Consider the following 14,893-nt stretch of genomic DNA (forward strand, 5'->3'; position numbering starts at 1 on the left):
GGCGCCCCCCCGCCCGCGCCCGGGGCCGCCGCGGCGCGGCGCGCCGGGCGCGCCGCGCGCGCCCCCCCCCCCCCCCGATGTGGTGCTCAGGCGTCCAGTGGAGATATTCGACGCGTTGCTGGCCGAGCGCGAAGGGGCCGCGCGAACCTTGGAGAACTGCGCACCTCGAACAGAGCGTGGATCCAGTCGGTTCTCGACGGGCAGACTACATTCCGCGCAGGCTTCTACTGCGACCATACAAGGAGGTGCAATCGCGGAAGCAGTGGGTGCTACAACGACCTCGGTGCGTTTCCGGCTGCGGAATGATGTTTACGTGTGCGAGTCTGGACACAGGTTGGGAACCGAGAAAGTTGGAAGGGAGTTCGGTTTGCTTCAGGTCCTACCCAGCAGCAGCCATGAGTCGACCCCAGTCTTCCGTCCGCAGATCGCAATCTCGCTTGAAAACCAGACGCGTTGGTCCTGCGTTGCAATGGGCGCTACGCGCAGCTACGGCTGTGCAGATGAGTTGCTTAATCGGCCGGTGCGCTGAGCCATGGTTGACCGCCAGCTAGCTCGCTTTGACAAGATTACCGTGCTGATCGACGCCGGGTTGATTGCAGACGCGTCAGATGTCCTCAAGCGGGATAACCCGTTGCTGACGCCAGCGCAACATGACTTTTTAAGGCACAGAATAGACGCGGCTAAGCTGGCAAGACAGCTTAGAATCAATGATGCTAAGCCTGAAAAGCAGCTGGAAGCGGGCAGTACCGACTTGTCGAAACCCGTCGAGGCATCAACATTACAGATTGAAAGTTTTAAACCCCTCACAGCGAAGTCATTTCAATCATTGCTTTCGGCAGCGCAAGACGGTAAATGCCTGGACGACATACTTAATGCGCTTAAACATCTTGAACCCGCGGAATTAGGACTAATCCGCGCAAGGTTCGGCATAGGCGGTGACGGTCCACAGACACACGAGGAGCTGGCAAAGACGACAAAGCTGAGCCTCAATAGGATTCGCATCATCGAGGAACGTGCGCTCGGGAAAATCACGCGCCAACTCTCGACGCTCGGTGAGCTGCCTCCGATTGGCGATTCGACGCAGTCTTACGGCCATCTGCTCGAGCCGGACCCGGAGCCAAGGGTTGACGATCACCTTCGGGCCGTGCCGATCGATCCTGACAAGGCATCTAAAACCACGATGTCGGAGCCTGATGTTGTCTCGGAGATCGCTTACGGCGACCCAGCGCAAAGCACCGGCGGATCGACGTCCGAACAAGTAGAGCAGCCTAGTAATGCGTCCGCGGTGAGCAGTTTCCAAGGTGAATGCGACGACCTGCAGGAACTTTTAGACTTGCTCGGTCCGGCCCCGTCTCAAACGCAAGATGCCATGACGCCAGCGGTGGTCACTGAGGACTCCGTGGCAATATACTCGGTTTACAAGGGTATCAAGACAAAGGCGCGGCTGTATCCGACTATCGGCGCGGTGGCTATTTTGGACGGTCCACTGGCAGGTCGTGACTTCGCGACACCAAGTGGTGCCGCCAAAGCTGTTGTGGCTTATTACAGTCCAAGCATCAATCCTTTGCGAAATGGATGGGCTTTTTGGCTCGTTTACGACGGCTCTGGCAGGCAAATTGCGGTGTATAAAAAAACATAACCTAGCTGCGCGACGACCGTCACCCGCCTATTCTCGCAAAGTCGATGGTAGGAGACTAGCGACGCGCATCCTGCAGCACCAAGACGTGCGATCGGCAGCACGCGCGTCTAGGGCTAAAAGCTCGTGTTTCATGAGGTACCCGTGCCCGACGATGCACCGGTAATAGAATTAGTGGCGGGCGGTGGTGCTGGAGAACCAGGTGGTCTGCGATCAAGTCAAATTGAGCCACTGACACCGAAGCGGTGGTTTCCGTACTGCTACAGATTGGCAGGACCCCGACAGTCAACCGAACTCGGGGTAGTCCCGTCAGGTGGGGATCTGCATGGTGCCGTCAATTCCCTATGTAGTCCCGCCTTTCGTGGTTGACTGGATTCTTGATCGAAGTGGAGGAATCGTGAACCTTGACCCGACTGGCTGGGGCAGCACGGTATCGGACTTCTGAGTTCTTGTCGGACTGCTGCGCTATACAGGTACGGGACGAGGAGGATGATGATGACCAGCACCGAGAGCCGCAGGTGGATAGACGTGTTTCCGTGGGTCGCCGGCACGAGTTCGGGTGAGGATGCCTGTTGGACTTGCGCCGTTGATCCCCCCGATAGTCAGCTGTTCCACTTGCGCGTAGACGCTCTTGCCAGAGTCTTGGCGGAGGGTAAGACCCAATGGCCACTCGGTCAAATCTTCATCGAGTTGCCTCTGGATGCTCCGTTGGAGCGTTTACCATTCTCCGTGCGATCTATGAATGTTCTGACCCGCCATGGGTGTCGTGCGCTGGAGGATTTGCAAGAGCTCACGGTGGCGGACGTTTTTGACTGGCGAAATGTGGGTGCCGGCACCGTGCAGGATATTTTGACAGTGCTGACCTCGGCCGCTGCTGAAGCGGGCGCGTCCCCCCATGACCCTGTGTTAGCAGGACGTTCTTCGTTGCCGGCGAGCGATACACCAAAGCAGCATTTTGATGTTTGGTCACAGCACGGCCAACTTCAAGACGACCTTGTCGCTCTGTCCCAGTGGTCGGTTATGACCGGCAACTCAGCAACACCCTTGCTCTATATCGCGCAGGACGGTTCGGTGCCGCCGACAGTCCAAGCGGCACATCGACGCGTGATGTCCATGACCGCATCCGACTTCTTGGAAGAGGATCTACTATCCCTTGATATCGCGGGACGCCTAAACCGAATGCTGCGACAATTTAGTGAGCGTGAGCTCTTCGTTCTTCGAAAAAGGTTCGCCGCCGACGTACCTGCAAAACTGGATGCGCTGGGAAAGGACCTTGGTGTCACCAGAGAACGCGTCCGACAGATCGAAACGAAGGCACGGATTAAGCTTAATTCGCTAATTAGCCCGGGCGGCGAGTTGGAGTTTGCAGCGCGAGCTGTTCGTGAACGAGTGGGTTCATTACTCCCGCTCAGTGACTTGTTAATAGCAATTCCCGCTTTGTCGAGTGCCGTAGTCTCGCTCGGTCAGCCGGCTTGGCGAGTCCTGGATCGCATCGATAATGCCTACGAAATTGAGGACGGATGGTGCGCCGCACCGACGCTGTCCTCGAAGCGGGCGGGGTTGTCTACGCGACTCGATGAGCTAGCAAACGATTACGGCATTGTAGAACTGCACAAACTTGATGCTGCGATAGACGATTGCATACCGGATGTGGGGAGGGGGCGGCTCAAAAGTTGGATTGATTACTGCGGATACTTTGTTGATGGGCAACTAATATTTACCCGAACGCGCAGTATCCAAGACCGAGTATGCTCACTTCTGTTCGTTGAGCAGACGCCGATGGCATCCGATGCGATCGTCGCCACCTTCGAAGGTGATCGCTCCGCGACTTCGATTCGCAACGCAATGGCGATCGACGTCCGGCTGGTGAGGATCGATCGAGACAACTGGGCGTTAGCAGAATGGGGTCAGGATCCCTACCGCGGCATCCGTGACGCTATCCGAAGCGAACTTGCGGTGAGCGGTGCTCCCGTACATATCACGAAGCTCCAGGAGATCTTGGCCACTCGGTATAACGTGTCTCGCGCAAGCGTCGCCACCTATGCGAGCACGAGTCCCTTTCGGACGGCAGACGGCTATGTCAGCGAGCCGGAACACTTTAAAATCAGATCTAACAGAGCACCGTCTCAGACGAGGCGCTTGTATCGAAACCATGATTCTTGGTGTCTGCGGATAAGTGTCACCGCAGATCATGCGAGGGGAAGCGGTTTCAGCGTCCCCGTCGCATTGGCCGAACTTCTGGACCTCAAGACGGGGGAGACGCTTCGACTACCGTCGGCCATAGGTGAGCAGCCAGTGTACTGGAATGGGAGTCAACCCTCGCTTGGTTCGATTAGACGAATCCTGCTAGATCAGGATATTGACGTCGGACAACAAGTTTTTCTCCGCTTCAGGGACTCAGGTAAGTTTGAGATCGAGCCATTGAACGAACCTACAGGGTTTGAGCTCGCCGATGTCCAGGCGCTGGTTGGAATCGACCAACCATTGGCGAACTCAAACGAGGTGAGATTTTTGCTTGCTAATGCAATTGGCTTGGACAATGGATCATCAGTGTCCCGGATCGTCGAGGAGTACCAGGTGAGGGGAGAGCCAGACATCGCGGAGATGATCACGAGACTAAGGGGTGTATTAACGGATGCTGCGGCGCAGTCAGGGAGTTTGACAGTATCTGTCGACGAGTTGATGGATCTCCTGTGACCGGATCAGAGAAGGAGCCAGGGTTCAGGTCCCTCGGTCTCGAATCAAGGTATCGAAGTGACTCAGTGTCAGTTATCGATCGCTTTTACCTTCCCATGTTGTCGCGCGCGGTTACCTACGATCGCGCTGTCGGATATTTCACGGCTGCGGCGCTATACCGGATAGCAGTAGGAATTGATTCAATAGCCAGCCGGCATGGTCGAATACGTCTAATTGCATCGCCTCAGCTTGAGGCCGCGGACGTCGAGGAGATCCGTTTCGGTTATGATCGCCGTAGGGCGCTGCAAGACGCTATTCTTCGGGAACTCTCGGATGAACGGGATCCAAAATTACTGGACGGGCTGAGCGTGATCGGGTCATTGATTGCTCAAGGACTGCTAGACATTAAAATTGCATTTGTTGACTCCAAGTCAGGTCTCGGAATCTACCACGAAAAAATCGCGGCCGCGCGCGATGGCTACGGTGATCTTATTGCTTTCACCGGGAGCGCAAACGAAACAATTGGTGGTCTTATAACAAACTTTGAATCTATAGAGGTCTATTCGGGCTGGGTGGCGGGCGACGGTGAGCGGGCACTCCGGATAGAGTCCGATTTCGCCAGGCTTTGGAACGACGAGACCGATGGCCTAACCGTCGAGGCATTTCCTCAAGTCGCCATTGACAGGTTGATTCAAATATCGCGCGAACGGGGCGTTACTGGTCTTGACGGGTTCAAAGAAGTCGAACCGGAAGACGCCGATGAGCGTGGAACTAAGTTGAGGACGCCATTAGGGCTGGAGCCGCGAGACTACCAGCGCGAAGCAGTCCTGAGTTGGCTACGCCAGAATGGCCGCGGCATTCTCAAGATGGCAACAGGCACAGGCAAGACGAAGACTGCACTTTTCGCGGCAACGCGAATCGCAGATGTTGAGGCTAAACGTGGAAATTCACTGCTTGTTGTAATCGTCGCTCCGCTCATTGCCCTCGTTGACCAGTGGGCCGCTGACGTGACCAGCTTTGGTATACGTCCGGTTCGTGTGTACGACGCGAGTTATAGATGGCTACCGATGGTCGAGCATGAGCTCAACGCGGCTGTGTTGGGCGAACCACGGACGGTTGTACTTGTGACCACGAATCAGTCATTCTTCGGATCGCGGTTTAGTCAGATTTTAGACCGTGTGTCGGTGCCGTTTCTGATCATCGCGGATGAAGTGCACAACCTAGGCTCAGAAACCTACAGCGCTGGATTGCCGGGCAGCGCGGTGTATCGGCTTGGTCTGTCGGCGACTCCTGAGCGATGGCTGGATGATGTTGGTACCGACAATCTGACCAAATACTTCGGCGAGGTCGCGTACGAGCTTGGTCTCGACAGGGCGATCAACGAGTTAGGTGTTCTCTGTCGATACACCTATCACCCGCGGATTGTTGAGCTGACACACGCAGAGAACCAACTGTACGCAGAGCTGACAGCGAAGATCGCACACGCCATCGTGTCCGGCGAGTCGATAGAACGCGCAAGGAATGACAGTCCGCTTGGTATGTTACTAAGAAAGCGGTCTGCCGTTCTCGGTCACGCCGAGGGCAAGATCGATGCACTGCGCCATGAGCTCAGACATCATGATCAGGACTACTTTCAGCTCGTTTACTGCGCGGAGGGCAGTCGACCAGCGGAGGATACGTGTGAAGACGAGGACGACGCAAGGCAACTGGAGGTGGTCATGAAGCTGGTCGGAACCGAGCTACACATGCATGCACATCCGTACACATCGAAGACTCCTCCGAAGGTTCGGGAGCAGACGTTGCAACGGTTTCGCACGGGAGACGACTTGCAGGTGCTGGTCGCCATGCGGTGCTTGGACGAAGGCGTCGACATACCGGATGCTCGTATTGGCTATCTGTTGGCGAGTAGCAGCAACCCACGACAATTCATCCAGCGACGGGGAAGGTTGCTTCGAAATGCGCCCGGAAAAGATATGGCAAAGATCGTCGACTTCATTGCTGTGCCCCCGTCGAGTTCGGAGCCCAACTTGGCTATCGAACGTAAATTGCTTGCGCGCGAGCTCACTCGAGTTAGCGAATTCGCTAAGATTTCTGAGAACTACGGCGAAACGCTCGAAATAATGCGTCCAATCAAGATGAAGTATGGATTAATGGACTTGTAGCTATGCATGAGTGAAAGGAGTGGTGAACTATGAGCATTCGACGAACAGAGAAAGACGTGCTCGCTGAGCTGTCCGATACAGAAAAGGCGTTGCTTAAGCGCGTTCTAGAAATCGAAAGGTCGGTCCTGCATTTGTCTGCCGCAGACCCAACTGTTCGAATTCAAGATGCGGTGAAGGAGATTATTCCGTGAGGTTGCACCACATCGAGCTTGAGAACTTCAGACAGTTCAAAGGAAGGCAGAAATTCAACCTTCAGTCTTCAGACGACCATCCGGTCAGTATCCTCTTCGGGGCGAACGGATCCGGGAAAACGACCCTGTTGAACGCTTTCACTTGGGCGTTGTACGGGACAGTATCTGACGACGTCGAGGTTCAAGAGCGGATGGTGACGGACATCGTATGGAGGCAGGCGTCGACCGGCTCGTCGTTATTGCTGGCGGTCGAGCTTCGGTTCGACCACGACGGCAGCACGTACAGCCTCAAGCGCCGGGCCGATGTGCGGAAGGAATCAGACGATCAACCGCGGAAAATTGCCCCGGAGGTTGTACTTCGGCGCGTTACGCCCGACGGGCAATCAGAGGATGTAGCGGCACCGCAGGAAATGATCTCTTCCATTCTCCCAGCGGGTATCAGTAGGTTCTTCTTCTTCAACGGTGAGCGTATCGAGAAGCTCGTTCAGAAAGGTGCCTACAGTGAAATTAGGCATGACATAAAGGCCCTCCTGAACATCAAGCACGTTGAGCGGGCGCTTGTCGATCTTCCAAAGGTTGCGCGTAAATTGTCGTCGACGATCAAAGACAGCGGCGATGAGGTTGCCGGAAAGCTGCAAGAACAAATTGAAGCTGTGGAAGATCAGCGAGATTCAGCGCTTGCTTTGATGAAAAGCGAAGAGCAAAAAGCAAAACTCTTCAAGGAAGAGGAACGCGAAGTTTCAGACATCCTCCGAAAGCATCAAAGCGTTGCGCCGCTACAAGAGGCGCGTGAGGATGCGCAGGCACAACTGGCTCAGGCTCGGGAAGAAGCCGTCGCTGCGCGTTCGGAACAATCGCGAATCGTTGCGACACGTGGATTTCTCGCGTTTTCTAAAGGTTTGTTGGAACAAACCGAAAAAGTCGCAGAGTCCTTACACGAGCGTGGTGCCTTGCCTGCGCCCCTGAAACGTGAGTTCGTCGACCGCCTGCTCGACGAACGAGAGTGCATCTGCGGCGCTTCTCTGGCCGAAGGCAGTGACGCGCACGCCAACGTACAAGTGTGGCGAGCGCGTGCAGGTCTGCAGGCGGTGGAGGCGGCCTGGCAAGGATTGAATGGGCAGATTCCTCCGATGAGATCAGCGCGCGATGACCTTCGAGCTTCGCTGCAGTCCGCCGCTGATCGACGGACAGATGCGGAAAGCCGGGTCGGGGTGCTGGAAGCGAAGGTGTCGGAGCTAACCGGAAGATTGATTGGGACCAATCTTGAGGATGTTGTCCGCCTGGATAACAAGCGTGTCGAGTTGGAAGATTTGATTCAACGTTGCATGTTAGAAAGTCGTGTCGCGCATCACCAGTATGAAGAACGAGAGAAAACTGCGCTTCAGCTCAAAAATCAACTCGCTACTGCACAAATGAACAATAAGTCTGCGGCTAAGGCACGAGACCGCACCACGGTGGTTCGAAATGTCGAAAAGGCTTTGGGCGAGATTCTAGAAATAAGATCGTCCGAAATGCGGGAACGTCTTGAGTCCGAAGTTCAGCAGATCTTTAAGCAAATCGTAATTCGGAATTACACACCGCGACTGAGTAAAGATTTGGAACTTACACTGCATCAAGATGTTGACGGTGTTGAGATGCAAGTTCCGAAGTCGACCGGCGAGAACCAGATCTTGAGTCTGTCGTTCGTGGCGGCAGTTTCAAAGATCGCCAGAGAGCGCCCAAAGGGAGTTCGCGCCGAGGGTGAAGACCGAGATGTTGGTACATATCCTATTGTGATGGATGCCGCTTTCGGTTCGCTCGACAAGAATTATCAGAAGGATATTTCGAGCGCTCTCGCGAAGTTGGCACCCCAGCTTGTGGTCTTGGTTAGCAAGAGCCAGGGAATGGGTGAAGTGATCAAAGAGCTGCGCCCACACGTCAGTAATATCGGAGTCATTACGGTAAATACTACTTCGACGCGCGATGTCGGTGAACAGATTGAGGTCGACGGTCGCTCATATGACTACATCAAGACTGGGGCAGAGTCGAACTATTCGGAACTGAAGGAGATCGGCAGATGACGTCAGCGTTCGATGCAAGGGTGCGCAGGCCTGAGGCCCACGAGCCTTTGCTCAAGTCGATGATGGACGACGCGGGGTTCTTGACCATGCGTGATGCGCTTCTTTTCGCGGCAGCGGTCGGAATTCATATTGGACGAAAGGCTCCATTTGGGAAGGCATATGGCGATTCGATCCGTTACGAGATTCTCACTAAGGAAAGTTTTTCGGATGCTTTCATTTCGATGATGGCCGCGAACGAAACCGACGATCCAGAGATATTAGGCAACGATCGAATCGATGACAGGCTCAAAACGTTCGAGCAATATATGGTTGGCGGTTTCGAGTACATCCAGGAGCTCGTAAATACTAGATCACAACCGGTGGAGCTAGTGGTCTCTAGTTTAGTGACCGAAGCATTATCTGAATTGGGAAACTCCGATCCTGCGTCGATCGAAGACCTGCTCGACGGGTACTAAGGGTTGCCGTGAGTGGTCTTACAAAGGAAGCTGAGTATGGCGAATCGCGGACATATTTCGCTGCCGCATGTTGCGAAATTCAATCGTCATCGGCCAAGCGAAAGCGTGGTTGCGTCCTCTCATTCGCGGGAATTCGAAGTATCTCAGTATCGTCGTCGAGTGGTTCGGAATCCAGAAAACGGCAAAATTCAGCAGTTGTGTTTTCACCTCCGTCACCGTACTGTACTCAAGATAATGGGGCTTGCGTAAGGGAGATAACACCTGCGTCAATCGTTCGTTAGTATCGAAGTCTGCAGACAATATTTTCAGGTAAGCAAATCGTGGAAATATTTCAAACTCGACTACCAAGAATTTGTTGGTCCTCGCCTCATAATCTACAGCTTGAACAAGCGGTGTCCCCGCACAATCTTCGACTTCAGTTCTAATGTTCGTCGCCATCCATCCAGCGTGCCAATCTGCTCGGGGCGCTCGTATAGTCCAGCCCGCACCTCGGAGGCGGTCAATTTTTGGTAGAGCGCGCGTCTCGGGTCGTCGGCACCCACGAATTCTTCCTTTCGATGAAGGAGGGGCGGATTGGTTGATCGGGTGTAGTCCCTCCAATCCACAGAGAGATCCCGCAAGTTGACAGTCACTGCACTCGCGAGTGTCGGATGTGCGTTGGCTTCAAAATCGGGATAGGTCAGGAAAGATACCTGTGGTTTGAGGACCGAAAGCTTGATCATATTGGCGCGCGGAATATTCCCTGACAGGACCCGCGCGCACCCCTCGTAGACCTGAAGGAGTGGAGGCAGCTCCGCAAGAGCGTTGCGATGGACATAAAGTGCTGAGGGTGTTTGTTTCCCAACTTTTGAGCTGCGAGCTGACATCAGTATTAGCGTTGGGTTGCCCGATGAGGCGAGGAGGCGATCGCCGAGGGTGGTGGCTTCTCGATATGTGTTGAAATGAGTTTTTATGTCGCGTTGCAGTGTTTTTCCCAGGCTGCCGAATTTCGGTCTACGGCCGAATCGCGAGAGGGCGGCATAGACAACGAGCTCGCTCTTGCACTGCGTTCGAACGCGATCCCAGTATGTATCTTCCGTGACCTTGTATATCAAATTCATTGCGCGGCCAAGCGTCTGAAATTGCTCTTTTATACTCCGTTCATGATCAACTTCAAGTTCACCAGTCTTCGGGTAGCGTCCATGTCGAGACATGAATTTGAGCAAGGGTTCAAGCAGCTCGCTGTTCTGCTCGTATGTGACGTGAGGGTCTATCTGTACGCGTGGGCGGTACGTGTGCACTCGGTTGGCTAGGAATTGTTGTTCATCTACTTCGTCCCTGAAAACGTAGAAGATACCGGGAGCAGCGGCGACGGGCTTCTTGCCGAGTGCCTGTTCAAGCCAATTCGATAATTCGGTTTGTTCGTAGAATTTTTGAAAGGTACCGGACTGTGTAATTATTCCGTCGGCAAAGCGACGGCCAACTAGATGTCTTGCTTCCCAAACGAGTCGCCCGGATACGATCAGAACTCGCCGCGCAAGCCCCCAGGCGGACCTGACTGTCTCTAGCCGCTCAGCAGGGTTTTCGATCACGTTGATTACGAACCCTAAGTTGACCACGTCTGCAGAAGATCTGACTGCCTCAGGACGATGGCCAGGGTCCCAGCCGGATGCGCGGTAACCCAAGGCAGACACGCCTCGAAGATCGTCCCCCCGCCCGCACCCGTAGTCGAAAAACGACATACCCGTCGTGAGGATCTGGTCCGCAAGGGCGGTTTCTACGGGCCTGGACAGGGCTGTTCGCGCCATGGCGGTCCTGTGCCGAGCAATGTTCTCCAGATGCATGCCAATGACCTACTCTGTCAGCGCAAGCTTGACCAGCCCCCCGATGTCCGAAGAACGGGTGTCACCAATCAAGTATCCGATTCCTCGGTGAAGATGCAATCGGAGATAGTTGGCAACAGTGTCTTCGTCCAAAGGCAGTCCATCTCGGTGGCATCTGTATCTCATTAGTGCCCATAGTGTTTCTCCGTGAGAACCGGCGAAGACTTTCCAGGTCATCTCAACGCTGCTGTCGGTAACGAGTCGTATGGCGGGGGGGACCGTCGGTTCGGCGAGCGATCGGCACAGAGCCCACCTGCACAGAACGTTCCAATGCTCGATCTTGGTACGCCGTTTGAGTGTTACTAGTTGGTCGCGGGCGGTTTGGGACAAGCGAACATGTTCGAGTGGCACTTTAGTTACTCCCAGAAGTAGCCGGGCAGCACGGACGTGGAGTTCGTTGCCTGGTCAAAATCGAGTCTGTACGCGCGGCCCACGAATTTCTTGATTCGCGCATAGGTAATTTCGTCGATCTCGGTGTCCGTGGACAAGAGGATCACTTGATGGCTTGCATACGGAAAGTATCGGTCGACCAAGTGGCCTCGATGAGATCCGTCCAGCCTGCCCAGCGGCGTGTCGACGACAACTGGTAGCGGTTGTCCGGACGCCCGAGCCAAGCCCCAGAGCAGCGAGACTGCGAGTAGTTGACGTTCACCAGCAGACATCTGGTTGGCTGGAAGTACGTTTCCGTCTCTCCCTACAAGTTCGACTGTGTAGGTATCGGGGTCGATATTTACCGAAGCCACGAGGGACTCTTTGCGAAGTAGCCGTTGCAGCGCTTCGAGGACGAGCTCTCCGATCCTTCCCAGGTATCGGCGTGTGGCCGCCCCACGAAGAGATTCGAGAGTTTCCTTGACCTTGTCTACGTGAGTGACGATCCGTGTGTCGTCATCCGTCGATAGCTCCGCGTGCGCGAGACGATCTAGTTCACTCTCGTAAGCCGCTTCGGCTTTGATCCTGTCTGCCCGGGTTGAGGTTAGAGCTTCTTGGACCATCTGAAGCGTCGCTTGCTTACGCACGAGATCAGAAGAAGCGTCGTTCAAGTCACCCTTCAGTTCCTGAAGGGACTCGGGATCAGGCATGGCGACCAGAACGCGCTCGAGCTGATCCAGCTCGGCACGTGTTGCGTGTCGACGCTCAAGAAGCGATGCCAGCCTTCTGCGGGCAGCCGGCAGCGCTGATTCTCTCAAGAACGTGATACCCGATGGGCTCTGAAGGCCGGTCACGTGAGGGACCGTTCCTTCGGCTTCACGACGTGTGCGATCTTCCGACATGTACAGGGCGATGGTGTCCAAGGCAGAGGTGTCGACGCTGGCAGTCGAGAGCATGTCGACGATCGCCTGATCGCGCAGAACGAGAGCGTCTGCGACTATTCGCTGATTTGAAGCATTGACTTCCGCCAGGCTTTGCCGTTCCAGTCCCTCAAGAAGGTCGCCGATCTGAAGTAAAGGAGCAACGTCGGCGGCTTCCTCTCGCAGTTCAGCCTCGATCTGGTCGAGAGATTCTCGGTGCAGCTCCGCGGAACTTTCGGTGGCCACACGTTTGTCGAGCAGTTCACCTCCGGTCGACCGATATCGCTCGGTTAGCTCGAAGTGACGCTTCTCCGCGCGCTCTAACTCGACCCTGGCGGATGCAAGCGACTCGACAGTGGTCTCTTCTACCTGTCGAGAGTTCGATGCCGCATCCTTTTTCTCTGCCACTTTGGCCTTGAGGGCTTCGGGTATCTGGTTCATGCGGTGCCGGCGTCTCAAAACTGCCAGATCGGTAGCGAGTCGCTCGACCAGATCGAGTCCCAACAAAGTAGACAACGCCGACCCGAGCACTTCGCGCGACTTTTGCATGTCGGCCAGGGCCTCGATCTGCTCACCGTCGAAAAAGAACAGACCTGCAATACCGCGTGGCAGGAAGGTTTCGACGTGTTCGCCCCACGTCGACGTCAGGGCCTTGTCGACAACCCCGTCCACTTCCACCTCGAGGCGTTCGCGAACCGGGTCTTTAGATCCCTCCCACGAGCGAATCACACGATACCGGTGCTCGAGACCCTGTTGGTTGGCGCGAAATTCGAGCTCGACCGCTGAAGTCGAGCCGGGAGCGGCACCACGGTGCACCAGGCTACGGAGGTAGTTCTCGTAGCTTCCCGATCGACGCCCTGTCGATTGAGCCAGCGTCCCGTAGAACGCAAGGTGAATTGCCTCCAAAATGGTCGTCTTGCCAGCGCCGTTCAATCCGCCGACCAAAATTATTGGCTTGGTCGACGACTTGGGCGTGAGTTCGATCTTGTGTCTCGCCGCGAAGGTGCCGACGTTTTGCAAGACCAGCTGATCGAGTATCACTCTGTTGCCCCTGTCGGAACCGCGCGAACGTACCCCGCTGCAATGTCGAGATCGCTGGGTGTTTCAGAGTCGCTTTCACGTTCGATTGCGTCTCGCCGCTTGTTGGCCCGGTTCAGGGCGTCGTCCTCGTCATCGTAGAAACCTCTGCGCATTGCCTTCGTCAGAGAGTCGAAAAGACCGGCACGGCGGGCTTGCGAACGGTGTCGCTGCTCGATGTCGAGCAGCTCGCGTACGAGCTCAAAATGGAGTCTGTCGTCGCCCACGACTTCCTGGAGGATGGCTACTGTCTCTGGACCGAGGGGGAGATGCTCGTCGAGTGTGCGTCCAGGGAAATCCTCGCCAGTCACTTCGCGATAGATGCCGGGTAGGTTGTCTTCGAACTCGTGCTTCTCGACTACCCACAGCCGACGGATTTCCTCGAGCTCGGGAAGTGTCACCAACTCAAGGTTTTCGACTATCTTCGGCCCGTTTGCGCGAATCCAAGTCTGAGCTTCGAGTAGCTTGCGAACCCATCGTTCGCGTGACTCCTGCGTGTATGGCCCCGGGATGGTTCGGTCGTGAAAGAGCTGGACGCTCCCGTTCATACGACGAAAGTCGCGAAGATGTCTGTCATCGGCTACGTCGAGTTCGTTACGTAGCTCAAGGAGTGGCAGCATCCACTCCTTTTCTTCGTCATTTTGAATCATCGCTGACATCGACTTGTCTTTGTCGACCAGTGTGCATGTCCAGCAACCGAACCGGCTATCACCGCAGCTGGGGGTCGAGGAGTCAACAACCAACGGGCACTCGCCATCGGACGAGGCACCTTGATACATGGTGAGAAGCTCTTTGTTCGAGTATCCCCATGGGTTCTTGGTTTGCATGAGGAAGGTCCATACATCGTCGTTTGACCAATTCTCAACAGGTGAATAGACCAGGCAGTTGGGAAGAGAGTCGTTGGGACTTAGCAGATCTCGCACCCGACGGGATTCTAGCTCGGCCATTCGATGTGACCGACCGGAGCTTTCAGCTTTACGGGTGCCCAGGACCAGTATCGCCTCACCGTGAGATTTCACCATGTTGATGATAAAACTGTTGGAGGGCTTGATTTTCAGTCGCTCTGTGCACCAACGGAACTTCGGACGTGGGGCGGGGTATCCGCGACCCGCCAAGTTGACCCAGAATGTGTCCGCGACAGCAGGCGTCAAACGGTGAGGTTCGATCGGCAGACCCTGTTGAGTGGCAGCGGCTCTGATCGTCTCCAGCGAGTGCGTGACCCACGCCGCAACGATGGGGTTCTCCACCAATGTATCGGTGCTGATGACATGAATTTGCTTGGTCCGCTTCTCAGGCTCTAAGCCAGCGATGGCCATCCAAACCAGCTGCAGTACAGCGGTTGAGTCTTTACCACCTGAATAACCGATGACCCACGGGATACCGTCTTCGAGGTAGAGAGTTTGAGTTTGCTCAACCAGCTCGTCGATCGTGCCCGACAGCCCTAGGTCGTCGAACGCAGATCGCGGTCGGATCGGTAGGTTGATG

10 protein-coding genes are annotated in these 14,893 nt (G+C 55.4%); 6 read left to right on the top strand and 4 right to left on the bottom strand.

Annotation, left to right across the window (positions count from 1 at the left end; all coding sequences use genetic code 11):
- Positions 1–532: 532 nt before the first annotated feature.
- From J2X62_RS22675 to J2X62_RS22700, 6 genes are all read left to right on the top strand, one after another.
- The gene (locus J2X62_RS22675) at positions 533–1,639 is read left to right on the top strand and encodes a sigma factor-like helix-turn-helix DNA-binding protein (RefSeq protein ID WP_310183510.1); all 1,107 of its coding nucleotides are present in this window, start codon (positions 533–535) and stop codon (positions 1,637–1,639) included.
- Positions 1,640–2,131: 492 nt separating this feature from the next.
- Complete coding sequence (locus J2X62_RS22680) at positions 2,132–4,333, top strand: DNA-directed RNA polymerase subunit alpha C-terminal domain-containing protein (protein WP_283542279.1); 2,202 nt, start codon at positions 2,132–2,134, stop codon at positions 4,331–4,333.
- Positions 4,334–4,398: 65 nt separating this feature from the next.
- On the top strand, positions 4,399–6,474 hold the full coding sequence (locus tag J2X62_RS22685) for a DEAD/DEAH box helicase family protein (RefSeq protein WP_283542280.1): 2,076 nt from the start codon (positions 4,399–4,401) through the stop codon (positions 6,472–6,474).
- 29 nt (positions 6,475–6,503) lie between these two features.
- The gene (locus tag J2X62_RS22690; RefSeq protein WP_222095339.1) at positions 6,504–6,665 is read left to right on the top strand and encodes a hypothetical protein; all 162 of its coding nucleotides are present in this window, start codon (positions 6,504–6,506) and stop codon (positions 6,663–6,665) included.
- Positions 6,662–8,725 (top strand): AAA family ATPase, encoded by a 2,064-nt coding sequence (locus J2X62_RS22695; protein ID WP_283542281.1) that lies wholly within the window; start codon positions 6,662–6,664, stop codon positions 8,723–8,725. The genes J2X62_RS22690 and J2X62_RS22695 overlap by 4 nt, the downstream gene beginning before the upstream one ends.
- Positions 8,722–9,180 (top strand): hypothetical protein, encoded by a 459-nt coding sequence (locus J2X62_RS22700; protein WP_283542282.1) that lies wholly within the window; start codon positions 8,722–8,724, stop codon positions 9,178–9,180. Before J2X62_RS22695 ends, J2X62_RS22700 begins: the two co-directional genes overlap by 4 nt.
- A gap of 374 nt (positions 9,181–9,554) precedes the next feature.
- Here the strand turns inward: J2X62_RS22700 and J2X62_RS22705 are convergent, their stop codons facing one another.
- From J2X62_RS22705 to dndC, 4 genes are read right to left on the bottom strand one after another with little or no spacing between them, the layout of a single operon-like run.
- Entirely contained in the window at positions 9,555–11,003 is a 1,449-nt protein-coding gene (locus J2X62_RS22705; protein ID WP_310183516.1) for a DNA phosphorothioation-associated putative methyltransferase, read from the bottom strand.
- A gap of 9 nt (positions 11,004–11,012) precedes the next feature.
- On the bottom strand, positions 11,013–11,393 hold the full coding sequence (gene dndE / locus J2X62_RS22710; protein WP_080735803.1) for a DNA sulfur modification protein DndE: 381 nt from the start codon (positions 11,391–11,393) through the stop codon (positions 11,013–11,015).
- Positions 11,394–11,398: 5 nt separating this feature from the next.
- A complete protein-coding gene (gene dndD / locus J2X62_RS22715) occupies positions 11,399–13,372 on the bottom strand; it encodes a DNA sulfur modification protein DndD (protein WP_283542284.1) in 1,974 nt (657 codons plus the stop codon).
- Complete coding sequence (dndC, locus tag J2X62_RS22720) at positions 13,369–14,892, bottom strand: DNA phosphorothioation system sulfurtransferase DndC (protein WP_371832760.1); 1,524 nt, start codon at positions 14,890–14,892, stop codon at positions 13,369–13,371. The genes dndD and dndC overlap by 4 nt, the downstream gene beginning before the upstream one ends.
- Between the last annotated feature and the right edge of the window lies 1 nt (position 14,893).

This window comes from Rhodococcus sp. 3258, assembly GCF_031456475.1.
In the GTDB taxonomy this organism is placed as follows: Bacteria; Actinomycetota; Actinomycetes; order Mycobacteriales; family Mycobacteriaceae; genus Rhodococcoides; species Rhodococcoides fascians.